21 protein-coding genes are annotated in these 25194 nt (G+C 42.4%); 16 read left to right on the top strand and 5 right to left on the bottom strand.

Annotated features, from left to right (window positions below):
• Nucleotides 1-12 precede the first annotated feature (12 nt).
• The gene (locus IGJ42_RS14305; RefSeq protein WP_005233702.1) at nucleotides 13-843 is read right to left on the bottom strand and encodes an NUDIX domain-containing protein; all 831 of its coding nucleotides are present in this window, start codon (nucleotides 841-843) and stop codon (nucleotides 13-15) included.
• Between the two features lie 50 nt (nucleotides 844-893).
• Nucleotides 894-1169, bottom strand: coding sequence for a hypothetical protein (locus IGJ42_RS14300; RefSeq protein WP_034872151.1), 276 nt, complete (start codon nucleotides 1167-1169; stop codon nucleotides 894-896).
• Between the two features lie 356 nt (nucleotides 1170-1525).
• Here IGJ42_RS14300 and metG point away from each other — a divergent pair, with 356 nt between their 5' ends.
• From metG to IGJ42_RS14250, 10 genes are all read left to right on the top strand, one after another.
• Nucleotides 1526-3532 (top strand): methionine--tRNA ligase, encoded by a 2007-nt coding sequence (gene metG, locus IGJ42_RS14295; protein WP_005233704.1) that lies wholly within the window; start codon nucleotides 1526-1528, stop codon nucleotides 3530-3532.
• A gap of 262 nt (nucleotides 3533-3794) precedes the next feature.
• Nucleotides 3795-6473: a cation-translocating P-type ATPase gene (locus tag IGJ42_RS14290; protein WP_008379442.1), complete on the top strand. Its 2679-nt coding sequence runs from the start codon at nucleotides 3795-3797 to the stop codon at nucleotides 6471-6473.
• Nucleotides 6474-6644: 171 nt separating this feature from the next.
• On the top strand, nucleotides 6645-7073 hold the full coding sequence (locus IGJ42_RS14285; protein WP_005228008.1) for a hypothetical protein: 429 nt from the start codon (nucleotides 6645-6647) through the stop codon (nucleotides 7071-7073).
• 484 nt (nucleotides 7074-7557) lie between these two features.
• Nucleotides 7558-9060, top strand: a complete 1503-nt coding sequence (gene abc-f, locus IGJ42_RS14280; RefSeq protein ID WP_086316601.1) for a ribosomal protection-like ABC-F family protein — start codon at nucleotides 7558-7560, stop codon at nucleotides 9058-9060.
• Between the two features lie 469 nt (nucleotides 9061-9529).
• Nucleotides 9530-10603: an ABC transporter ATP-binding protein gene (locus IGJ42_RS14275; protein WP_005233711.1), complete on the top strand. Its 1074-nt coding sequence runs from the start codon at nucleotides 9530-9532 to the stop codon at nucleotides 10601-10603.
• The gene (locus IGJ42_RS14270; protein ID WP_060791541.1) at nucleotides 10603-11484 is read left to right on the top strand and encodes a carbohydrate ABC transporter permease; all 882 of its coding nucleotides are present in this window, start codon (nucleotides 10603-10605) and stop codon (nucleotides 11482-11484) included. The genes IGJ42_RS14275 and IGJ42_RS14270 overlap by 1 nt, the downstream gene beginning before the upstream one ends.
• Nucleotides 11485-11488: 4 nt before the next feature.
• Entirely contained in the window at nucleotides 11489-12307 is an 819-nt protein-coding gene (locus IGJ42_RS14265) for a carbohydrate ABC transporter permease (RefSeq protein ID WP_005228015.1), read from the top strand.
• Nucleotides 12291-13583, top strand: a complete 1293-nt coding sequence (locus IGJ42_RS14260) for an MBL fold metallo-hydrolase (protein WP_429946817.1) — start codon at nucleotides 12291-12293, stop codon at nucleotides 13581-13583. Before IGJ42_RS14265 ends, IGJ42_RS14260 begins: the two co-directional genes overlap by 17 nt.
• A 16-nt stretch (nucleotides 13584-13599) precedes the next feature.
• Nucleotides 13600-14883: an ABC transporter substrate-binding protein gene (locus IGJ42_RS14255; RefSeq protein WP_005233730.1), complete on the top strand. Its 1284-nt coding sequence runs from the start codon at nucleotides 13600-13602 to the stop codon at nucleotides 14881-14883.
• Nucleotides 14884-15058: 175 nt separating this feature from the next.
• Nucleotides 15059-16606: a bifunctional metallophosphatase/5'-nucleotidase gene (locus IGJ42_RS14250; RefSeq protein WP_005233732.1), complete on the top strand. Its 1548-nt coding sequence runs from the start codon at nucleotides 15059-15061 to the stop codon at nucleotides 16604-16606.
• A 43-nt stretch (nucleotides 16607-16649) separates the two neighbouring features.
• Here the strand turns inward: IGJ42_RS14250 and IGJ42_RS14245 are convergent, their stop codons facing one another.
• The 3 genes from IGJ42_RS14245 to IGJ42_RS14235 are packed head-to-tail and all read right to left on the bottom strand — an operon-like array spanning nucleotide 16650 to nucleotide 18237.
• Nucleotides 16650-16811, bottom strand: coding sequence for a hypothetical protein (locus IGJ42_RS14245; RefSeq protein WP_005233739.1), 162 nt, complete (start codon nucleotides 16809-16811; stop codon nucleotides 16650-16652).
• Between the two features lie 33 nt (nucleotides 16812-16844).
• On the bottom strand, nucleotides 16845-17195 hold the full coding sequence (locus IGJ42_RS14240; RefSeq protein ID WP_005233740.1) for a hypothetical protein: 351 nt from the start codon (nucleotides 17193-17195) through the stop codon (nucleotides 16845-16847).
• Between the two features lie 19 nt (nucleotides 17196-17214).
• On the bottom strand, nucleotides 17215-18237 hold the full coding sequence (locus IGJ42_RS14235) for a lactonase family protein (protein ID WP_430615774.1): 1023 nt from the start codon (nucleotides 18235-18237) through the stop codon (nucleotides 17215-17217).
• 118 nt (nucleotides 18238-18355) lie between these two features.
• On the opposite strand from IGJ42_RS14235, the gene IGJ42_RS14230 reads away from it, so the two are divergent.
• From IGJ42_RS14230 to IGJ42_RS14205, 6 genes are all read left to right on the top strand, one after another.
• Nucleotides 18356-18709, top strand: a complete 354-nt coding sequence (locus IGJ42_RS14230) for a PTS glucitol/sorbitol transporter subunit IIA (RefSeq protein WP_034878298.1) — start codon at nucleotides 18356-18358, stop codon at nucleotides 18707-18709.
• 15 nt (nucleotides 18710-18724) lie between these two features.
• Nucleotides 18725-19906, top strand: a complete 1182-nt coding sequence (locus tag IGJ42_RS14225; RefSeq protein WP_005233743.1) for an AI-2E family transporter — start codon at nucleotides 18725-18727, stop codon at nucleotides 19904-19906.
• Nucleotides 19907-20188: 282 nt separating this feature from the next.
• Nucleotides 20189-20770, top strand: coding sequence for a TetR/AcrR family transcriptional regulator (locus IGJ42_RS14220; RefSeq protein WP_086372380.1), 582 nt, complete (start codon nucleotides 20189-20191; stop codon nucleotides 20768-20770).
• Nucleotides 20771-20789: 19 nt separating this feature from the next.
• On the top strand, nucleotides 20790-21326 hold the full coding sequence (locus tag IGJ42_RS14215; RefSeq protein WP_008379457.1) for a flavodoxin domain-containing protein: 537 nt from the start codon (nucleotides 20790-20792) through the stop codon (nucleotides 21324-21326).
• A 530-nt stretch (nucleotides 21327-21856) separates the two neighbouring features.
• Nucleotides 21857-22783, top strand: coding sequence for an ROK family protein (locus IGJ42_RS14210; protein ID WP_429946813.1), 927 nt, complete (start codon nucleotides 21857-21859; stop codon nucleotides 22781-22783).
• A 129-nt stretch (nucleotides 22784-22912) separates the two neighbouring features.
• Entirely contained in the window at nucleotides 22913-25180 is a 2268-nt protein-coding gene (locus tag IGJ42_RS14205; RefSeq protein ID WP_008379459.1) for a helix-turn-helix domain-containing protein, read from the top strand.
• Nucleotides 25181-25194 lie beyond the last annotated feature (14 nt).

The following is a 25194-nucleotide window of genomic DNA, read 5'->3' as shown; positions in this document are numbered from 1 at the left end:
GTTGTATTTTTTTTACATTTTATCACCTAAAAATGCGTCATTTAAGCGATAGATCTTTGAGGGACGCCCGATGCCAACGGGCTTTTCGCCGACCTCCGTAAAATATTGAAGCATGGATTTTTTAAAGTTGGAATGATCGATCATTTTAAAATCGATCCCTAAAAACTTGGCGAATACTTTACGGGCTTCCGTGATCGTAAAGTCTTTGCCTAACACAAGAAGCACTTGCGGCTCGTGCTCCATCTTATTGGCAACCCGTTTGAAGGCTTTGAGAATGATCGCGCTGTGGTCAAAAGCCAGCGTATCTTTTCCAACAGAGGCACCAGTCACCAGGTCAAGAATGATCTCGATCTCACCGCTGGTCAAATAGATTTGATTGGCTTTTCTTTCCAGAGAAAACCAGCGTACCTGATTCGCATCGTCCCCAGCACTTAAGGGCTCTTCACCAATAAATGCCAAATAGCTGACGGTGATTACCCACCCACGTGGATCACGACCAGGGGTGCTGAAGGTGTGCAGCTGTTCGATGTTTTGTTTGGAGATAGTGACCCCGATCTCTTCTTGGGTCTCACGGATCACACTTTGACCTGTCGATTCATTCGGATTGACGAAGCCCCCCGGCAATGCCCAAGAATTGCGGAAGGGATGGCCTTTTCTTTGGATCAGCGCAATTTTGAGTTGTTCTTCTTCTTTGTTGTAACACATCAACACCATATCGACGGTTACGGAGGGTTTCTCGTATTTCGGCTGATCTTGTGCCTGATACCACGTAAGAAAGTCTGCTTCAGAAGCTTCTTTCTCATAGTAGTGTTTTTCAGCTGATTTTGAGGTAAATTCTTTCATTGGTTTCTCCTGCCTTAGATAAAGTAAGTAACTGAGCGCGATGGTTTTCCTTAACGGAAAAAATAAGGAACGATCAAATTAATGAAAAACAGTGCGAGATAAAGCCAAGAAGACCGAGGGTGTTCTTTGAGTGCTAAATAGCCCCAAAGAGCGATCCATAGCAGAAAAGCTACCCGTAGGATTGCCAGCGCTGTCGCAAAAAGCGCCGCGTAATCATGGCTGTTGAAGTAAGCAAACAAAAAGGGGTAACCTGTGGTTGAAAAGAGCAAGTGCCCCACAGAAAGCGCGGTTAAAAGCAAAAAATGCTGTTTGTTTTTTCGAGTCATAGCGTTCCTTTCTATAAGAGAAGTCTTCCTCATTATAGCAAAAGAAGTACCTGTTAATCAAAGAGAGATAAAACACCTTTATTTCTTATGAGATTCGTTGTCAGGATCAGATTCTTCCCCTAGAACATTGAAGTGAACGGCTATCTGCGCTATGATAACTAGTAGAAAAGAAATACTCAAATCTGCTGGTTTATTTGCTGCGTTTTAAGGACGAAAACGATTCCTTTGCTTCTTTTAGAGCATGAAGAAAGGTCTTATTATGTCCGCTTTTTTGATTAAATTTATAGCATTTTTGGGTTGCGAACTGTATACTACCTAAGTATACACTTTACTAGTGAAAAGGAGGACTTGCGTCCATGGCTGAAAAAGAAACATTCTATATTACGACGCCAATTTATTATCCAAGCGGCAAGCTGCATATCGGGAATTCTTACACGACGATCGCTTGTGATGCGGTAGCACGATACAAACGATTGATGGGCTTTGATGTCTTTTATTTAACGGGTGTCGATGAGCACGGTCAAAAAATCGAGAAAAAAGCAGAAGAACTTGGCGTAGATCCGCAAGAATACGTCGACAAAATGGCAGCTGACGTCAAGAAATTATGGAACACACTAGACATCAGTTATGACAAATTTATCCGTACAACGGATGACTACCATAAAACAGCCGTTCAAAAAATCTTCCAGCAATTGCTTGATCAAGGCGATATCTATCTTGGTGAATATGAAGGCTGGTATTCTGTTTCTGATGAAGAATACTTTACTGAAACGCAATTAGCAGAAGTTTACCGAGATGAAGAGGGCAAAGTCATCGGCGGCAAAGCGCCAAGCGGTCATGAGGTAGAATTGGTGAAGGAATCTTCTTATTTCTTCCGCATGAGCAAATACGCCGATCGTTTGGTTCAATACTATGATGAACATCCAGAGTTCATTCAACCAGAATCACGCAAAAATGAAATGCTGAATAACTTCATCAAACCAGGTTTAGAAGACCTGGCTGTTTCCAGAACGACCTTTAAATGGGGCATTCCTGTCACGGCTAGTCCTGAACACGTGGTGTATGTTTGGATCGATGCGTTATCTAACTATATTACGGCATTAGGCTATGGCTCAGAGGACGATTCCTTGTTCCAAAAATACTGGCCAGCTGACGTGCATATGGTTGGGAAAGAAATCGTGCGTTTCCATACGATCTATTGGCCAATCATGCTGATGGCCTTAGACTTGCCCTTACCGAAAAAAATCTTTGGTCATGGCTGGTTGATGATGAAAGACGGCAAGATGTCGAAATCAAAAGGCAATGTCGTTTATCCAGAAATGTTAGTGGAGCGCTACAGCTTAGATGCGTTGCGTTACTATCTATTACGGGCGGTTCCTTTTGGTAGCGATGGTGTGTTTACACCAGAAGATTTCGTTTCTCGTTTGAACTACGATCTAGCCAACGACTTAGGCAACCTGCTGAATCGGACGATCGCCATGATCAATAAATATTGTGATGGCTTAGTGCCCGATTATGCCTCAAAAGTAACGCCTTTTGATAGCGAGCTGTCAACGACTGCGGCCAATGTGGTTGGTCGTTACCATGAAGCCATGGATAAAATGGAATTCAGTACGGCATTGTCAGAAGTTTGGACATTGATTTCCCGTGCCAACAAATACATTGACGAAACCCAACCATGGGTGTTAGCCAAAGAAGAAGAAAAGCGCGCGGAATTAAACAGTGTGATGGTTCATTTGGCGGAAAGCTTACGCATCGTTGCGATCTTATTGCAACCGGTGATGACAGAAACACCAGCCAACATTTTCCAACAATTAGGATTGGCTTCTGTTGCCATGGATCTGAAAGATTTACGCTTTGGTGAATTTCCAAGTGGCACGAAAGTCGTTGCCAAAGGCACACCGATTTTCCCTCGGTTGGAACTTGAAACAGAAGTAGCCTACATCCAAAAGAAAATGGCTGAAGGGACACAAAGTCCAGAAGAAACAGTCAAATGGAATCCAGAAGAAACCACATTGCAATCAGACAAAGCCGAGATCAAATACGAAGACTTCGACAAGATCGAATTAAAAGTGGCAGAAGTCGTTGATTGTCAAAAAGTCAAAGGGGCCGACAAGCTGCTACAATTCCGCTTAGCTGCGGGAGATGATCAAGATCGTCAAATTTTATCGGGGATTGCTGAATTTTATCCAGAACCACAAGATTTGATCGGCAAAAAAGTCGTGATCGTTGCCAACTTGAAACCACGGAAAATGCGGGGGCAAGTCAGCCAAGGAATGATCCTTTCTGCAGAAGACAATGATGGTCGTCTGCAAATCGTGGAAGCGCCAAAAGGCATGCCAAACGGCTCGGTCATCGCTTGATTTTTAAGAGAAATTCTTTGTTGAATTTCAGCGAAAATAAAATTGCCAGACCCGAAAAGTTTTTGTATAATGTAGGTTATTGATATGAACATGAGGGAGTAATTGGCGGATTTTATCTGCGGCAGTATCACCATCCTGAAAGAAATTTCTGGTGCTGTCTTAAACAGTGAGACTTATGTATGCTTAGACAGTGCATACATAAGTCTATTTTTTTTCATATCATGTACAATAAAGGAAGAGTAAGTATAAAAGGAGGAGAAACATGTCAGAAGAAAACAAAAAGGAGCAGCTATCGCAGGCGTTTTATGCGCAAGAAGCGCAGCATGTTCTGGAAGAAATGCAAACAGATGCCAATGGATTAACGAACGATGAAGCGCAAAAACGCTTATCTGAGTATGGTCCCAACGAATTAGAAGAAGGCAAAAAGAAATCGATGGCACAAAAATTCTTTGAGCAATTCAAGGATTTGATGATCATCGTTTTGCTAGCGGCGGCGATTATCTCAGCAGTCGTTTCCCATGAAGTCGTGGACTCAATTATTATTTTAGCAGTTGTCATTATCAACGCGATCATGGGTGTTGTTCAAGAGGCAAAGGCAGAGCAGGCCATCGAAGCACTAAGAGAAATGTCCACACCAAATGCCAATGTCCTGCGTAATGGTCATACCGTCACCATCAAGAGCGATGAATTGGTTCCGGGGGATATTGTCCTATTAGAAGCTGGCGATGTCGTACCGGCAGATTTACGCCTCTTAGAAGCAAGTTCGTTAAAAATTGAAGAAGCCGCTTTGACCGGTGAATCCGTACCAGTCGAAAAAGAATTGACTGTCATCGAAGGGACGGATGTCGGGATCGGCGATCGCGTCAATATGGCTTATTCAAACAGTAATGTGACCTATGGCCGCGGAAAAGGGGTCGTGGTCAATACAGGGATGGGAACGGAAGTTGGGAAAATCGCTGGCATGCTAGCTAGCGCCCAAGAAACCGAAACACCATTGAAACGTAACTTAAATGAACTAGGAAAATTCCTGACGATCGCCATCATTATCATTGCAGTGATCATGTTCTTTGTTGGAACGATCTTTAACAATACGTCATGGGTCGACATGCTATTGACTTCGATCTCATTAGCAGTAGCGGCGATCCCAGAAGGGCTGCCAGCGATCGTAACGATCATCTTAGCCTTAGGTACGCAAGTAATGGCGAAACGAAATGCAGTGATCCGTAAATTACCAGCGGTTGAAACCCTTGGGGCAACGGATATTATCGCTTCTGATAAAACTGGTACTTTGACGTTGAATCAAATGACCGTGGAAAAATTGTATGTCAATAACAAACAACATGCTGCTTCAGAAGATATTCCGTTAGACAACATGGCATTAAAAGTCATGAACTTTGCCAATGATACAAAATTTGGTGAAGAAGGCAACTTGATCGGTGATCCGACCGAGACCGCATTGGTGCAATTCGGGATGGATCAAGGATTCCATGTGCGGGATCTCGTCAATCAAGAACCACGGGTAGCGGATCTGCCCTTTGATTCTGACCGAAAACTTATGAGTACGATCCACCAACAAGAAGACGGCCGCTATTTAGTTGCTGTCAAAGGTGCACCGGATGTCTTACTAGGCAGAACCTCAAAAGTACTATTGGATGGCCAAGAGCTACCAATGACGAATGAAGAAAAAGAAAAAATCTTATTCAACAATACCGATATGGCAAAACAAGCGCTGCGGGTATTGGGAATGGCCTACAAATACGTAGATCAAGTGCCAGAAAACTTAGAATCAGAAATCGTCGAAAATGATTTGGTCTTTGCTGGCTTAGTCGGAATGATTGACCCAGAACGGGCAGAAGCAGCCGATGCGGTACGTTTAGCCAAAGAAGCTGGGATTCGTCCAATCATGATCACCGGAGACCACCGGGATACAGCTGAAGCCATTGCGGGACGTTTAGGGATCATCAAACCGGGCGATGATGATGCTGTCTTGACCGGCGCTGAACTCAATAAAATGAGCGAAGAAGAGTTTGCCCAAAAGGTAGCCCACTATTCAGTCTATGCGCGGGTATCGCCGGAACATAAAGTCCGCATCGTCAAAGCTTGGCAGCAAGAAGGCAAAGTCGTTGCCATGACTGGTGACGGGGTCAATGATGCACCATCCTTGAAACAAGCAGATATTGGGGTAGGTATGGGGATTACGGGTACCGAAGTTTCTAAAGGTGCTTCCGATATGGTCCTAGCCGATGACAACTTTGCTACGATCGTCGTAGCAGTGGAAGAAGGACGTAAAGTCTTCTCCAATATTCAAAAAGCGATTCAATACTTGCTAGCCGCTAACCTAGGGGAAGTTTTGACCTTGTTCTTAGCAACCTTGTGGGGTTGGGACTCGCTATTGCCGATCCACTTGCTTTGGATCAACCTAGTAACCGATACCTTCCCAGCAATTGCCTTAGGAATGGAGCCTGCTGAAAAAGATCTAATGAAACATGCACCGCGGGGACGCAGTTCCAACTTCTTCTCCGGTGGTGTGATGAGCAGTATCATCTACCAAGGGATCTTAGAAGCAGCAACCGTGCTGTTCGTTTATTGGTCAGCGATCCAATGGCCCGTTCACAATACGTACGATGCGATCCATGCCGATGCCTTAACGATGGCCTTTGCCACGTTAGGATTGATGCAATTGTTCCATGCCTTCAACGTCAAATCGATCCATCAGTCGCTCTTTAAAGTAGGAGCATTTAGAAACAAAGCCTTCAACTGGGCGATCCTGTTGTCCTTTGCGTTGATGCTAGTGATCTTCATTGTGCCAGGATTAAACGATATCTTCCGTGTCGCACACCTTGACTTGTATCAATGGGGCATCGTTTTAGGCGCCTCCTTTGCGATCATTCCAGTCGTTGAGATCGTCAAAGCGATCCAACGAGCAATGGGACGCAAATAAGCCAAAAATAAACAGAAAAACAACGAATGGTCTGCTGTCCTTCTCCATGGGCAGCAGGCCTTTTTTTGCTGGCTTATTTTCGATAAACCCTATGGCTGTTTCTTGACCTTTTCATTTGCAGCAAGAAACGGTAAAATAGAAGATAATAACAAAGAAAGTAGGGGACCCACTGTGCGACCAAACTTAGGTTTTTATGTACAAACAATCAACGATCTTGTCAAAGAAACAGAAGCAATCGGGGAGAAAATGAATCCCAATTATGAAGAGATCCGCAAAGCGATCGACGAGAAGAAAGAAGCAGAGGTAACACCTGAGCGGCTAGCTGAGATTACCAGAATTTTTAAAGAAGGCACGGACAAATACCGCTTGATGCTGGAAAAAATCAGCAAATTGCGTCCACCAGCGAATGTGATGGGGATCCATAAAAAATTCGAGCGAGCGTATATGAAATATGTTGCCGGCTGTGATGAGATGATTTTGAGTCTGGATAACAAAATCGACCAAGAAGCCTTTGATGCAGCTGAAGCTAAGCAAGATGAAGCAACGGACGAAATTTCTTTTGCTATCCAACGGATGACCGCTTTATTGTTAAAAAAATGATAAACATTCAAGTTAAACAAGAGTTATTTAATTTAACTGTTATGTTTTTCACATGTAAAGTTTTTTTATCGGAGGTATAATGAATTCACAACCAACAACCTTTTTATTTTTCATTTTACTCCTTTTGCCATCAGGACTAACCAACCTGATGGTTTTTTTTGTTTTTTAATGAAGTGTTTCCATCAAAAGCGGGGATAGTTTGTGAACAAAATATAAAGTTGAAATAGCAAGGAATAGCAAGCTTGCGCTTTTTTGTCGATCAATGCTATACTTAGGGCACTATTAAACGAAATGAGGGATCCTCCATTGAAAAATTAACCAATTTGTTGAAAGCTGCATGAAACTGTTCCTCCAAGGGGATAGTCTGCAGATTTTCAGGATTGGTTGACTTTTTCAATGGGGGATCTTTTTGTGTACCTCTAAAAACTGATTCTGAAAATAGCTTTAGTCTACTCTATTCCGTGAATAGAGACGAGGTATATTTATGTCGAATATCAGTATTAATCATTTAACTTTTGGCTTTGATAGCCAGGAACGGTTGCTTTTTGAGGATGCCAACTTGAACCTTGATACTCAATGGAAATTAGGGTTGATTGGCAGAAATGGTCGCGGCAAAACGACCTTGCTGCGTTTGCTGCTCAATGAATTGCCGTATAGCGGCTCGATTACCCATGAGCAGCAATTCGTTTATTTTCCCTTAACCGTCGCTGACGATCAGCAACTGACGCTTTTTGTTTTACAAGAATCAGGTGAATTTGAGCAGTGGCGTTTGGAACGAGAATTGAACCTGCTGCAACTTGATCCAGAAGTTCTTTGGCGGCCCTTTGCCACTTTATCTGGCGGCGAGCAAACGAAAGTTCTGTTGGCGCGTTTGTTCGTTGATGAAGAGAATTTTGCTTTGATCGATGAGCCAACCAACCATTTGGATGTGACCGCTCGCCAACATGTTGCCCGCTATTTGCAGCAAAAAACCGGGTTTATCGTTGTGAGCCATGATCGACAGTTTGTCGATGAAGTCGTCGATCATGTATTGGCGATCGAAAAAAGCCGCTTGGTGTTGTACAAAGGGAATTATTCAGTTTATGAACTGCAAAAGCAGCAAAAAGATGCCTATGAGCAAGAACAAAACAGCAAGTTGAAAAAAGAAATCGGTCGTTTGAAGCAGACGGCAGCCGAGAAAGCGGAGTGGTCCCGAGGACGCGAACGGGACAAATTAGGGTCGCCGACCAAAAAAGGCAGTGGGGCAATCTATGATACGGGGGCGATCGGTGCCCGAGCGGCACGGACCATGAAGCGCTCGAAAGCGATCGTTAAACGGATGGAAGATCAAATTCAAGACAAGTCTGCGTTGTTAAAAGACATTGAGTGGATCGATCCTCTGAAAATGACCCCGCTTGTTAGTCATCATGACGTGTTGCTGGAAGCAGAGCATTTTCAGCTCGGCTATGAGAAGCCTTTGTTTAAACCGCTGACGTTTGCGATCCGTCAAAAAGAGCGCTTGGGGATTCAAGGGGCCAACGGATCTGGCAAGTCCAGTTTGATTGCGAGTATTTTAGGTACTTTCGAAGGACAGCAGACAGGGACGATCAAAACAGCCCATGGGATCACCATCAGTTATGTTCGACAAAACTACGAGGACAATTGTGGGATGCTGACAGAGTTTGCCCAAGAACATGGCTTGAATTATCAAGATCTGCTAAATAATTTGAAAAAACTTGGCTTGGAAAGAGCTGTTTTTCAAACGCCGATCCAGCAAATGAGCATGGGGCAGCGTAAACGCGTGGAACTAGCCAAATCATTAGCAACACCAGCAGAATTGTTTATCTGGGATGAACCTCTGAATTATTTGGATGTCTTCAATCAGAAGCAATTAGAGGAAGTAATCCATTTGGTGGAGCCTTCTATGCTGATCATTGAACACGACCGTTATTTTCTTGAGCAAGTCTCAACGAAATTGCTGACGTTGACGATCGATGAAGTCGAATAACTGAAGGGGAAAAAGGACGATTGTTTTCTTTGGGGAAACCGTCCTTTTTTGTTATTTTAATCGGAGAGATACTGACGATTTTAGTAAGTATTTAATAAGGGTGCTTTTGATAAAAAAGCTGTGTAAAAATAGTGTTATTATACACAGGTATGTATATTTGATAAAATTCATTCATTTTTTCATGAAAATTTTCGAAAAATGACGAAATGTTCGGGATTAGCGGGTAGAATTCCCTTTGAATCACTCATCGTTTTCTCATTGTTTGGTAAATTAATTAAAAATTCTTTCATAATTCCCATTGGTTTTTACAAAACATTTACAATAATAGTATCGAATAAAAACATTCGTTTGTTATGATTAAAATCGAATTTCTTTGAGCGTTTGACCGAAACATCAAGAGTTCGTTTTTTTTGTGACTTGAAATGCCAGTCAACTATTCGGAGGAAAAAGAGAAAATGGAGGGGCAGTTTTGATAGAAGTAGTCGGGTTGAAGAAGGTTTTTGATAATAAGTTCGAAGCCTTGAAAGCAGTAGATTTTACAATAGAAAAAGGCGATTTGGTTTGTTTGTTGGGACCTAGTGGTTGCGGGAAATCGACGATATTGAATTTGATCGCGGGGTTGTTAAGTCCCACCGATGGTGATATCCGCTTTAATGGTACTTCCGTTGTTAAGACGGAGCCGAAAGACCGCAATATCGGGTTTGTTTTTCAGAACTATGCCCTTTATCCCCATATGACTGTGTTAGAAAATGTCATGTTTCCTTTGACAGTCGGAGAGAAAAAGATCAAGAAAAATGAAGCACAAAAAATTGCTGAAAAGTTCATGAAACTGACCAATATTGAAGAATTAAGTCAGAAAAAACCAGGAACCCTTTCCGGTGGACAACAGCAACGGGTCGCCATTACTCGTGCTTTGGTACAAAGTCCAGAAGTGTTACTGCTGGATGAACCATTGAGTAACTTAGATGCCCGTTTGCGCTTGAAGATCCGTGAAGAGATCCGTCGGTTAGTCAAAGAAGTAGGTATCACTACAATCTTCGTGACACATGACCAAGAAGAAGCTCTTTCTATCAGTGATAAGATCATTTTGATGAACGAAGGGATCATTCAACAAAATGACGATCCGCAAAACCTTTACTTAGAACCAAACAATCTTTTCGTAGCGAAATTCATTGGTAATCCAATCATCAACATCTTGCCAGTAGAAGTCAAAGAGGGACAAATGATCCATCCAGCATTCACGATCCCAGTTGACCGCTTTACCGACATTCGCTTCAAGAAACCATTGACAGACGGCCAATATACGTTAGGTATTCGTCCAGAAGATGTGCTGACCACTTTACAAACAGGGTTGTTCCAAACAGAAATCAAGAGTGTGGAGCTGATCGGACGAGAACGAATCTTGAACTTTGATCTGGCTGCAAAACATATGAAATCGATCGTTAGTATTGAAGAGATCATTGAAGAAGGCGCGCAAGTGTCATTTGATTTTCATTACAAAAAAGCCTTTATCTTTGATGAAAAAGGAGAGCGGGTCTACTAATGTTCAAAAAAAATTATAACCCTGAGAATCAACCAAAGGCGTGGCTGTTTTTACTGCCTTCATTGGTCATTATTTTCTTATTCAGTGTGTATCCGCTGTTTCGTTCCTTCATCATGAGTTTCCAAAAAGGAACCTTGATTAACCAACAGTATGCTGGGCTTGAGAACTATCAAAGGGTTTTAACGGACCCCGTATTCTTTCGAGCACTGCAAAACACAGCGCTGTTTGCTTTTGCGGTCGTGCCGATCTCGCTGGTCCTCTCATTAGCGATCGCGTGGATCATTTTTGAAAAAGTCAAATACAAAAGTTTTTTTGAAACGATCTTCTTTATGCCCTATGTCACAAGTACGATTGCGATCGGGATCGTGTTTCGTTACTTTTTCAACGGCTCTTACGGGATCATTAATTATCTGCTAGGTCTTGTCGGCATTGCGCCAGTCAACTGGCTAGATAACGTCAATATGAGTATGACGACCTTGATCATCTTTGGCGTTTGGACGAGCCTCGCCTTCAACATTATTATCTTGTTGGCAGGAATGCGCAACATCGACAAAGAACACTACAAAATCGCAAAAATGTTTGGCGCCACCGATGGTGAGATTTTTCGGAAAATCACCTTTCCGCAATTGATCCCGACCTTTGCTTTCTTGTTGACGGTCAATCTGATCAGTGCCTTTAAAGTTTATACCCAAGTATATGCTTTGTTTGGCGGCCAGCCAGGGATCGCTCGTAGTGCAACGACGGCAGTCTTTTATATTTATGACAAATTCCATATCGCCGGACGTCCGGGGATTGCAATGGCGGCAACCGTGATCTTGTTTATCATTATTTTGCTCGTCACCTTTATCCAAAATAAACTTTTGAAGAAAGTGGGCGAATAAACGAATGAAAAAAATTGTCACGATTGTTTCGATGCTGTTTTTAGCAATTTTAGCAGTGATCACGCTATTTCCCTTTGTCTATATGATTTTAGCTGGTCTAATGACCTACAGTGAAGCAACCAGTATTCCACCGACGATCATGCCAGAGTCCTTCCAATGGAGCAACTACGGGGAAGTCTTTACCCGAGCACCGTTTTTACGCTACTTCTTTAATACGGTCTTCGTTTCCGCGGTGACGACTATCGCGACGCTGATCACGGCAATTTTAGCTGCTTTTGCATTAACGAGTCTTGAATTCAAATACAAGCGTCTCGTGATTGGTTTGATGATCTCCTTACTGATGGTTCCATATGAATCCATCATCTTTACCAATTACAATACGATTGCGCGAATGGGCTTATTGAATACGTATAGTGCCTTGATCATTCCCTTTCTGACTAGTATTTTTTACATCTATTATTTAAATGGCTATTTACAAAGTATTTCCAATACCTTTTACAAAGCGGCCAAAATCGACGGTGCTAGCGATTTGGCTTACATTCGGCGGATTTTGATCCCCATGTCAAAACCAGCCTTAGTGACAGTCGGGATTCTGACGTTCATCTCTAGCTGGAATTCCTTCTTATGGCCGTTGCTAGTAACCAATGAGAAAAAATACCGCCTCTTAAATAATGGGTTGGCTGCCTTTACCACAGAAAGCGGCAGCGATGTTCATTTACAGATGGCGGCAGCGACCTTGACCGTCATTCCAATTCTGATCATTTACTTGATCTTTAGAAAAGAAATTATCAAAGGAGTGGCTAAAGATGGCATCAAAGGATAAAACAACGATCACCTTCCATAGCGGAATTTTAACGATTGGAGGAACCGTCATCGAAGTTGCGTACAAAGATGCCCATATCTTTTTTGATTTCGGTTCGGAGTATCATCCAGAAACACCCTTACCAGATGAAGAATTACAAACGTTAGTTGCGCATCGCTGGATACCAGAACTGAAAAATGTCTACGATCCACGCTTAGACTACACGTACCAAGGAAGCGAAACGAAAGAATACCAAGAAACAGCAGTTTTTCTTTCCCACGCCCATCTGGATCATTCCAAGATGATCAACTTTTTAGACCCAAATATTCCTATGTACACCTTGAAGGAAACCAAAGCGATCCTCGAAGTGTTGAATCAAAAAGGGGACTTCTTGCTGCCCGTTCCTCATGAGGAAAAAAGCTTTGTCCGTGAATTGATCGGCTTAGAACCCCATGATGTGATTCGGATCGGGGAAATCGAAGTCGAGATCATTCCAGTCGATCATGATGCGTACGGTGCGGCGGCCTTGTTAATTCGCACGCCGGATCATTTTATCGCTTATACCGGTGATTTGCGTTTGCATGGCTATCATCCAGAGCGTACCAAAGAATTCTGTCAATTAGCCAAACACACGGATCTATTGATGATGGAAGGGGTCAGCATCAGCTTCCCAGAAAGAGAACCGGACCCCAAAGCGATCACGGTGGAAAGTGAAACAGAATTGATTGAGACCTTCGTGCGTTTGGTCAAAGAAAATCCCCAACGACAAATTACCTTCAATGGCTATCCAGCCAATGTTGAGCGCTTTATGGCGCTTGTTGAAGCCGCGCCGCGGACGGTTGTTTTAGAGGCGACGCAAGCTGCTTTGTTGAAAGAAATTTTCAATAAAGATGTACCGTTCTATACGATCGATGATCAAGTACCAGCGACTCTCGATCCAGCCTTCGCCATTTCTTATCAGGCATTATGTGCCGACACGAGCCAGTACCTTTGGCAAGCAGTCGCGCATTTTGAAAACTTGCAAACAGGTGGATTGTATATTCACAGTGATGCGCAGCCGTTAGGCGATTTTGATCCAGCTTATCAAGTCTTTTTGGATCAACTGGCAGCACTGGAGATCGAATTTTTCCGTTTGCCAAACTCGGGACATGCGAAACCAGCTGATTTAGATCAGATCATTGCATGGATCGAGCCCCAACGATTGGTTCCAATCCATACGCTGAAACCAGAAAATCTGGTGAATCCGTATGGTGAAAGAATATTGCCGCAACGCGGTGAAAAAATTATTTTAGAGTGATAGAGGAGAGGAAAAAATGAAAACAAAGAAACTTGCATTTGCAGCAGCTGCAGCCGCGACATTGGTATTAGGGGCTTGTGGAAACAACAACGATTCATCTGGTTCTACCGAAAGTGATGAAATCGTTACAGAACTAAGCGAAGATACGACTGTCACCTTTTGGCATGCAATGAATGGTGCGCAAGAAGAATCATTGACGAAATTGACGGAGCAATTCATGGACGAAAATCCAAACATCAAGATCGAATTGCAAAACCAATCCAGCTACTCTGATCTACAAGCAAAGGTGAATTCAACCTTACCTTCACCAAAAGATCTACCAACTATCACCCAAGCATATCCTGGTTGGTTATGGAATGCTGCCCAAGATGACATGTTGGTTGACCTTGGCGAATACATCAACGATGATACTATCGGTTGGGGTGACCAAGAAGAAATCCGCAGTGCCCTTTTAGAAGGCGCGCAGATCGACGGCGTGCAATACGGGATTCCTTTCAACAAATCAACAGAAATGCTGTTCTACAATGCAGACATGTTAGACGAGTATGGTATTGACGTACCGACAAACCTTGAAGAATTAAAAGAAGCTTCTCAAGAAATCTTTGAAAAATCAAACGGTGAAGTAGTAGGTGCTGGTTTTGACTCATTAAACAACTACTACGCCATCGCAATGAAAAACCAAGGTGTTGATTTTGACAAAGACTTGCAACTAGACAGCGATGAATCAAAAGAAGTCATCAACTACTACCTGGATGGTGTCAAAGAGGGCTACTTCCGAATCGCTGGTTCTGATCAATACTTGTCTGGACCATTTGCCAACGAGCAAGTCGCAATGTATGTCGGCTCAATCGCAGGGGAAGGTTTTGTTAAAAAAGATACCGAAGGCAAATTTGAATATGACGTAGCAGCTCGTCCAGAACCAATCAACTTGCAACAAGGAACTGACTTGTACATGTTCAACAGCGCAACACCAGAGCAACGTACTGCTGCTTTTGAATACATGAAATTCTTGACTTCTCCAGAAGCGCAAAAAACATGGGCAATCGATACCGGCTACATGCCAGTTGTTGAATCTGTTTTGGAAAGCGATGAATACAAAAACAATCCTGAAACAAAAGTGGCTGCCAAATTAGAAGATGCAACCAAAGAATTGTTCTCGATCCCAGTGATTGAAAATGCTGATCCTGCTTACAATGAAATGCGTTCAATCATGGAAAACATTTTGTCTAATACAGATCAAGATGTCGATCAATTGATTGAAAACGCAAAACCACAATTAGAAGATGCTTGGAACCAATAATTCTGAATTTCTTCGTCAAAATAGGGTATAATCAGGGAAACACCTGAGATGAAACACCAAAGGGTTTGTATCATAAGGTTTGAAGACGCAAGGAAGCAAAATTTGCTGGCTTTCGAGGGTTTTCGACTTATGCGCATGCCCTTTTGGTGTATTGAGGGGAAAAGGAGTCTTTTGAATGAAAATCACGTTTTTAGAAACGAGCGATATGCATGGCTATGTCTATCCAACCAATTTTGCCGATGACACGGAACAAGGATTCGGCGTGGCAAAAGTTGCCACCAAAATGAAAGAACTGCGCCAAGCAGCCACCGGACCGGTCGTAACGATCGAAAATGGCGACTTTATCCAAGGCTCGCCCTTAAGCTATTACATTGCCAAAAGCCAGCACTCCGTTGCCGCATTGACCGCTGTCGTCAACCACCTAGACGTTGATGTTCATGTCTTAGGCAATCATGAGTTCAACTACGGTCTGCCTTATTTGCAAGAAGCGATCGCCGGCTACCAAACGCCGGTACTTGCAGCCAATATTTTAAATGAAGCGGGGGAACCATTCTTTGGGCAAGCTTACACCATCATTGAAAAAGAAGGGGTAAAGATCGCGATTTTAGGAATGGTGACGCCCTATATTCCTCATTGGGAACAACCTGCGACGATTCGCGGGATGCAATTTGTCAGTATTGTTGAGACGGCGAAAAACTATGTACCTTACTTACGAGAACAAGCCGATATCGTTGTCATCAGCTACCATGGCGGCTTCGAGCGTGATTTAGTCACTGGGGAACCGACCGAATTATTGACTGGCGAAAATGAGGGCTATCAATTACTGCAGGAAGTTTCAGGAATCGATGCCTTCTTCACAGGACACCAACATCGTGAGATCGCCACAAAAATCAATGGTGTCCCTGTTGTGCAGCCCGGTTATCGTGGAAGCTTTATCGGCGCCATCGAATTGACGGTTGAAAAAAATCAGACAGGGGTTCATGTCACAAACAGTACGGCTGCGTTGATCCCTGTTGCGGATGCTGTCCCAGATCAAGAGACGTTGGCTTTGTTAGCACCCATCGAAGAAGAGTTACAAACATGGCTAGATCAGCCGTTAGGCAAAGTCAGTGGGGACATGCGAATCAACGATCCGATGGGGGCACGCTTGAAAGAGCATCCTTATATTGAATTCATCAATCGTGTTCAGATGGCTGCCAGCGGTGCTAAAATTTCTGGCACTGCTCTTTTCAACAATGAAGGCAAAGGCTTTGGCGCAACCATCACGATGCGGGATGTGATCACCAATTATATTTACCCAAATACATTAGCTGTAGTCAAAATAACAGGTGCCGAATTAAAAGCTGCTTTAGAACAAACGGCGGATTATTTAGCCGTTGTTGACGGTCAGATCGTTTTCAATCCTGCTTTTATTGAACCAAAACCGCAATATTATAACTACGATATGTATGAAGGCATCGAGTATACGATCGATCTTAGTCAACCCGTTGGTCAACGAATCACCCGTTTGGACTTTGAAGAAAAAGCCATTGCGATGGACCAAGAATTAGAGATCGTCATCAACCAATACCGTGCCGTGGGCGGTGGCAACTACGCCATGTTTTCTGCCGAAAAAATCGTTCGTGAGATTCAAGTCGATATGACGGAACTGATTGCTGACTATTTGAAACAGCATCCTCAGATCGAAGCTACGACGAATCAAAACTTTCTAGTGACGTTATAATAGCAAAACAGCCTGCGATGAATGAATCATCGCAGGCTGTTTCTTAATTTTCTACATTACGTACATAGTCATCAAAGTATTTTACCAAATCCGCTTTGACTTGTTGATAGTCTTCTTCGGAATAGTCTTTGTCTTCTAGTTTTGCTTCGAAAAATGGCATGGCCAATTCTTCTCGTAAACGATCCAACACTTGTTCTTGGTTCATAACGTCACCTTTTTCACTTTTGATTTGATTTCATCATAACAAATGAAATGAGGCTGTCAATGCTTCGTAAGTGTCTTTCATTTTTTCTAAACGATTTTTTAAAGAAACAAAATCATCGTCATCATGAAAAAGGACTTGTTTTAATTCAAAATAATAGATCTCAAAAGCATCAAAGAAAGCAATGACTTCCGCTGTTTGCAGCTCTTTGGCAGTATCGCAGCGAATATAGGCTTTTTCAGCGATCGCATACGTTTCCGCAGTCGTTAATAGGACCAATGATTCATTGTATTTGCGGCTCGTCACTAGTTCAAAGGTTGATTGACATTTATTGTAGATATTAGAAAAATCTTTGAGCACGAGTTCCTTTGGTGTTTTATCAAACATGGGGGAATCCTCCAAAACTTTATTTTTTGAATAAGACGCAGACACATTCTGGTGCGTAGATGTCTTTTTCTAAGACAGTCAATTTGCCAGTGGCTTCATCGCGTTTGTATAACGTTAGGTTATCAGAATTTTGGTTGGCACAAACCAGATAATCGTTTGTCGGGTCCAAATCGAAATCGCGAGGGAAGTCGCCTTCTGTTGAGATTGATTGAACAAAAGCCAGGCCAGCGCCTTCATCGGTTACTTCAAAAACAGCGATTGAATTATGACCGCGATTTGAGCTGTAAACAAAACGTCCATCGTTCGAGATACGTACCGCAGCGCCACTGTTGAAATCCGTAAAGTCCGCAGGGATCGTTGGCACCTTTTGGATTTTCTCAAAACTGCCATCTGCTTGATTGTAGCGTAAAACAGTCAATGAGCTGTCTAATTCGCCCACTAAGTAAGCGTATTGGTTATTTGGATGGAAGACTAAGTGACGAGGACCAGTTCCGTCTTCTGCCACGTAGACAGCTACTTCTGTCAGTTTGCCATCTTCTGAAATATCATAAGTATAGACCCGGTCCGTTCCAAGGTCACAAACTGCTAAACGTTGGTCTGGTGTTAAGTCAGTATAATGGACATGAGGTTTGTCTTGGTTTTCATGAGAGCCGACGGGTTCATCATGGTAGATGCTGTCCGTTGCTTCGATGCTGCCATCTTCTAGAATTTTATAAACATTCACTTCACCTTTGTGGTAGTTGGCACCATATAAAAGCTGACGGTTTTCATCAATTGCTACATAGCAAAGGGGTGCGCCTTCTTCCGTTGCGGTATTCAGCAAGGTAAAGTCTGGGGTATAAGCAGCGGCGCCGCCGTTGCCAGCTACTTCTGTGACGCTGTAAACTGCTTCTTTTTTACTGCGGGCAAGATAAGTCGGACTTTTTTCTTCCGCGCATAAGGTCAAATCGGTCAGTGTTCCTTTTTCCGTATCTAAAGCGATCGAATAGATCCCTTTACTTTCGCGACGAGTGTACGTACCTAAATAAATCGTTTGCAACATAAAAAAACCTCCTAATAGTTTCATTCCTATTTAATTCTACCATAGAATGCGGTTTTGGGCGGGCAGAAAAACTCTTTATGTTATAATAAACGAGAAGATAGAAAGGGGAGTTTGTCATATGAAAAAAGGGACGATCAAAGAAATTGGTCCACAGGCGATCGATTCGCAAGAAAGAATGATCATCTTCTTTGGGGAAGAAGCGACCGATACATTGCGAGAATATTCAGTCATCCAAACGATTCCTGATTCGCAAGAGTTAGTCGTAAAGAAAGAGGATCAGATTACTTTTGGTGATCAGACCTATCAAGTCCAATATGTAGGAACGGTGGCTAACCAAATCCTGCAAACGATCCAGCATGTGACCTTTGTCTTTGACGAAGTGCCGGCTGAAGAACCGCTTTCAAGTGCGATTTATTTAACGCCAACTGTTTTGCCGAACCTCGAAGTCGGCATGCAAGTGGCGTACAACTAGGAGGCAAAGAATGTCATGAAAGAAACGCAGAAAAAGCCGCATTCCTGGTTTTGGAAATGGTTTTTAAACAATCAAGCAGTGACCAGCTTGCTGGTCATTTTATTGATTCTCTTAATTTTGCTGCTCTTCACGAAAGTTTCATATTTGTTTGAGCCTGTCTGGCAATTTTTAGCCATCGTCGGATTGCCAATCATTTTGGCGGGGATCTTGTATTACTTGATGAATCCCACTGTTGACTATTTGGAGCGCAAAGGAATCAAACGAATTTACAGTATTTTTGGTCTTTTTGTTTTGGTGGTTGGTCTGATTGTCTGGGGGGTGGTGGTCATCATTCCTAAGATCCAAGAGCAATCCATGAGTTTTGCGGATAATCTGCCGGGGTATTTGACGATTATTGAGAATAAGGTGAATGAAATCTTGTCTGATCCAATCTTCTCGCAAGTCCAAGATCAGATCGAAGCTTCCAATGAGAAGTTGATTTCTTCTCTGACGGATATCGTCCAAAATCTTTCCCGTAGTACGATTCAAAATCTAGGTAGTTTCTTCGGGGCCGTTGCGACGATCGTTTTAGCGGTCATTACCATGCCGTTTATTTTGTTCTACCTACTGAAAGATGGCCGCAAACTAGCCCCTTATTTTGTCAAATTTTTACCAACCAAAATGCGCCAGCCGTCACTGATCGTTTTAAAAGAAATGAATGACCAGGTATCCTCCTATATTCGGGGACAGCTGACAGTGGCGTTTGCGGTCGCAGTGATGTTTATGATCGGCTTTAGTATTATTGGCTTAGATTATGCCATCACACTGGGGATTGCAGCGGGATTTCTAAATTTGATCCCTTATTTAGGCTCCTTTTTGGCCATGATCCCTGCGGTTTTTTTAGGAATCGTCGGCGGACCAGTGTTACTGATCCAAGTTCTGATCGTCTTTGTTATTGAGCAAACCATTGAAGGACGCTTGATTTCGCCATTAGTTCTAGGAAATGAGTTGTCGATCCATCCTGTCACGATCCTGTTAGTCCTCTTGACTTCAGGAAAATTGTTTGGTCTTGTTGGGGTCATTTTAGGGATTCCTGTCTATGCGGCTGCCAAGGTGATCATTACCCATGTGTTTGAATGGTATACGCGGGTTTCCTCCTTGTATGAAGAGGAAGAACCAATCCTCGAAGCACCACCAGAGGACACCCCAGAAGTTTAGCAGCTTCGAGTGCAAAAGAGTCCATACGTATTATCAACGGTACAGCCTTTTTCTGTGGGCTGTACCTTTTTTGTGCGGATAAAAGAGCCAGCAATCACTGGGAAGTAATGCAAGATTTACAACCTATGAACGGTGATTTGGGAGAAACCGACAGTTCTTTATTCAATAGAAAGAGTGAGGGAGTAGTGTCTTGAACCCGATTGACTTCGCAGGAACAAAAGAATATAATCGAGTTATATAAATCGTTTATATAATGTGACTTGTGCTTAAGGAGGGACTTGGATGCCAAAACAACGAATAACAAAGGAAATGGTGGTTGATGCCGCTTTTGAGATTGCTCGAAAAGGCGGTATGGAGCAAGTGATTGTAAAAAATATTGCGGAAAGGTTAGGCTGTTCAGTCCAGCCCATTTATAGTTATTGCACCAATATGGAAGGACTGCGGACAGAAGTAGAGCAGAGAGCACGGCAATTTTTACAAGAGTTTTTAGAAGCCCATAGTGACACCCAGGATCTGTTTCGCAGTACCGGACACGCATATTTGCAATTGGCGAAAGAAGAACCCCAAATTTTGAGAATTTTTGTCTTACAAAAAAGAGCGAATGTTTCGTCATTAGAAGAGCTGTATCAGTTGGAGACGAATCCTCAAGTAGCCCAAAGGATTGCCGCCGATTTGAATATTAGCATAGAAACCGCCAAACAGCTACACATGCATATGCTCATTTACACGATCGGAATCGGTACGATTTTCGCAGTAACGACACCTGGTATTCCACTAGATGAAATCTATGCACAACAGGAAAAAGCTTACGAGATGTTTTTGAAACAGGCAATAGATGGCGCAAAAAGTAGGTCGCAGTCCTAACTGCAGGGAGGAATTCCTCATGAAAAATGGCATTATTGTTTATCAATCGAAATACGGCGCTGTCAAAAAGTATGTCCACTGGCTTCAAGAAGCAACAGGTTTTCCCTGCCTAGAAACCCCAAAAGCCAAAATAGCTGAAGTAATGGATTATGACACAATTATCTTCTGTGGGGGAATCTATGCTTCGGGTATTGCTGGACTGTCCTTTTTAAAAAAGAATAGCAATCAGCTAAAAGGCAAAGAGATACTCATCTTTTGTGCGGGAGCTTCTGTTCCTGAAAAAGTGGTAGTGAAAAAACTCAGAGAACAGAATCTCACGGGTCCGCTAAAGGACATCCCCTTTTTTTACGGAAGAGGACAATGGCAGGAAAGCAAAATGAACTTTTTCGATCGAACCTTAGTGAAAATGTTAAGAAAAGCGGCCGCTAAAAAAGAGCCACACACCTATGACCCACAGACGAAGGTACTCATGGAAGCCAATGGACAAGATTGCGATTGGACGGATAAAAAATACTTGGTTCCGTTGGTGGATTATTTGGAGCAGGAATTGTATTGAACGAGCACAAGCGCTTTATTGAGGTTTTATGAATCAAATGAGCAATAAGTGACCAGAGTGTAAGAACAGAACAAAATTAGTTTACTGCGAATAGATTTTTTGTTGTGACACCAAGAGTCTGCAACTAAGTTCTTAAAATTGTTTGATCTATTCCTAAAATTCAATGAGTAAGTAGAATGCCGATCACGCATGAGAGGATGTCTTATGCGTGACGGTTTTTTTGTTTATAGCTTATCTTAATAGAAAAAACGGGAGTAGCTGATTCCTTTGTTTATAAAATTCTCAGACATTGTATCTAATAGTTCTATTTTTTAGCTTTGCATGATGAACATTTTTGTGAAGCTGAACGTTAAACCAGATCATTCAAGTGCTAAAAAAATAAGCAGAGAAGCTATCTCTGTATGTACAATGTATATTCTTTCTAAATGCAAGATATCTTTCGTTGCGGGCTTTTTTATGGCTTGGACGGATTTGACATATTGTTGCAAGAAATACATATGGTCGCTGAAAACATTGGTTGCGTATACTGAATGCAAGACAAAAGAAAACCTTGTGAGGTCAAGAAAATGTGGATTTTAGCAATTGATATTGGCGGTACTGCTATTAAATGTGGGTTAGTGAATAGTCAAGGGGAACGCAGACAATTGACTCAATTTCCTATGAACAAGGAATATTCCACAGTCACGCAACGTATATGTCGACAGATCGATGCATTCTATGCAGCAGCATTTGATGGCATCGCTATTAGCTCAACGGGACTGGTTGATCCACAAAGCCAAGAAATCGGGATGACATCACCTTTTTATGAAGGATTTGGTAAAAGACTGGTTAAGCATTTGCGCAGTACATACCAATGTCCAGTTGCTGCCGAAAATGATGGCAACTGTGCGCTATTGGCAGAAAAATGGTTGGGTCACGCTCAAAATTGTGCGTCCTTTGCGACAATTGTCCTAGGTACATCCGTTGGCGGTGGCTTGATGATCGATCATCAATTGATTCGCGGCAAACACTTACTAGCAGGAGAGTTTGGTTATCTGCTTTTTCCGACCGAAAGGAAGGATTGGGAACTTTGGAGCATCGCAGGGTCAACCAGAACATTAGTAGAGAAAACAGCAAAACGTATCGGAGACCCAACAATCAATGGCCAGCGTATTGATACACTGGTTCAAGAACAAGATCCGCGATGTCTGCCAGTAGTAGCTGATTTTGTCGATAAACTGGCGGCGGCTTGCTATAGCCTGCAATATATGATTGATCCGGAAATCATCTTGATTGGCGGTGGAATCAGTGCGAGCCGTTTCTTGATCCCACATGTAAACGCACGATTAGCTATGATTGCTGAGCAGATTCCTAGTACTGTTATCGTGCCAAACATTTGTGCCTGTCGTTTCGGCAATGAATCTAATTTATTGGGCGCTTGTTATAACTGGTTAAGAAAATACAAGCCTGATAGCTGACTTGTAAAAAAGCATTGTTTTTTATTAAAATAAAGCGTATTTTATTAGAGTATCATACATTCTTTTCTCCTAAATAAGTACCGATAAATGAAAGCGTTTTTGAGCTTTCGAAATAACAGAGAATAGGTGATGCAAATGGGAAAGTACACGGAACTGAATCGTCAAAAACTATTTAGGGGAATCATTCGTGCCATCAGCTCTTATTTAATCGTGTTTTTAGTGCCTTTTTTAGCCGTGTCATGGATTTGGTATGATACATCTGTCAAAAGTATCAATGAACAAGTGATGCTGACCGCTAGAAATCAATTGATTCAGTTGAAATATTCTTTAGAAAATACGTTTATTCAATTGAATTATCTGACGCAAAAAATGACCAATGATCATGTTGTCTCATTGAAATATTTGCAGCATCCTTACTTGACCAAAGAAGCAAGAGAGGCCATGCAAACGTACAAAATCACCAACGACTTAGTCGAAGAAGTCTATTTATATTATAAAGAGTCCCCAGCAACCTTGTATTCAACCGTAGGATCATTCTCTTTTGACACATTTTTGAAAAAAGTACTGCCGAAAAATGAAATGGGCCAGGAACAGTTAGCCGCACAATTGGATTCCTCAGCGCCTACATTGTTGACATTAGAAGGCGCCGGTGAGGAGCAGCGATATTCCCGTTTCTTTTATATCGTTCCCATTCAAAGTGAAGAGATGACTGTCTATGGCTCAGCGATCTATGAAATCAAAGAGAACAATTTGAAGAGAATTCTTGATCTCAGCAATAACGATGGGATCAGTAACACCTATATTATCAATGATGAGTACCAGTTATTAGCCAGTACCACCAATGATGAGTTAGCGCGCTTTTTAAATCATCCCGAACGCATGAAAAAAGGCATTCAAACAGGACGAATGCGGTTTGAACAATCAACGTATTTTGTTCAAGCGATTGCCAATAATGAATTGAATATTTCAGTGGTAGCCGTTGCTAATCCGAATCAAGCGCTGGCATCGGTCAACCGTGTACAAGAGCAGTTCGTCCTAGTATTTATCGCCATATTATTTACGGGTATCACTGCAGTCGTGATGCTTGGGTTACGTAGTTATCGCCCAATTCGCAAAATCGAAAATCTGGTTCAGGAGTTTCATCGGGACCCCAAAATGACCCTTCATTCGATGGATGATGTCCATAATACCTTGGCGGCATTTTTGGTTGAGCACCAAGAACTGCATCAGGAAGTCCGCCTGCAAACACCTCATGCCAGAGAGCAAGTGCTGCGCAAATTAATGAGCGGACGTTTTCGGTCCGAGCAAGAACTGGCTTTGCTTTTAGAAGCGGTTCATGTCTGCTTTCCTAAGTCAAATTACTTTGTGATCGCCATCGATACGAAAACTGTGGATTCCAAAGCCAAGCAAGGAGATAAAAAATTTCTGATCGATTATATCGAGGAAATCAAAGAGGCGGATTATACGGCATATGCGACGGAAATTTTATCCAAAGAAATGTTAGCCTTGACCGTAGGGTTTGTTGATGGCAAAGAACAACAAGAAATTGTGGATGCCATTGCGGAAAAAATTACCCATGCGATCTCCCTAACACCCACAATGGGTGTCGGTATGACGGTCGATCAACTAACCGCCATCAATGAATCCTATATCGAAGGGTTGGCAGCACTGGAAAATCAAGGGAGTCAAGGCAAGCAAATCAGCTACTATGCGGAGCTTTCCAAAGAGACCAATCATTTGCCAATCAATTATCCAGACAATCAAAAATTAAAATTGATCCAAGCCTTGAATCAAGGAAATATTGAGATTGCCAGTGAAACGATCCAGCGGTTGATCGAAGAAGGCGAGAGTAAACAGACTTCGCCTCGTGTCCAAAAAATGTATGGCTACTACTTGTTGAATACGATCGCGCAAGTCGGCGGTGAATTGGTGGGGGCAGAAGTACTGCATACCGCTTCTGAAAGTGCTGATTTCAACAGCTTGAATCAATTGCAGTCTGCCTTGTTAACGATTGCCCAGCAGATTTGCACGAAGGTGCAGAAACAGCCGCTGGATGATGAGTCGGAAATGAATGAGAAAATCTTCAGTTTTATCCAAGAAAATTACCATTCCTCACAGCTCTCCTTGGAATCGGTGGCAGAGGAGGTTGGTGTTTCTGTCTCTTATGTCAGCCGTTTTGTAAAAAAAGAAAGCGGCAAAACCTTCTCCAAATATATTCAAGAACTAAGACTGAAAAAAATCAAAGAGGAACTGATTGAAACAGATTTGCCAATCAAAGAAATTATTCGCAACAATGGGTATTATGATGTTTCCAATTATACGAGAAAGTTCCGAAAAATAGTGGGTGTGACACCAGGGCAATACCGTGAAATGAACCAAAAAATGAGAAATTATTGAAAGTATGGGGGAAA

The sequence above is a fragment of the Enterococcus sp. DIV1067f genome, assembly GCF_050543505.1.
Lineage (GTDB): Bacteria > Bacillota > Bacilli > Lactobacillales > Enterococcaceae > Enterococcus_D > Enterococcus_D entomosocium.
This window is presented reverse-complemented; position numbering and strand designations above follow the sequence as displayed.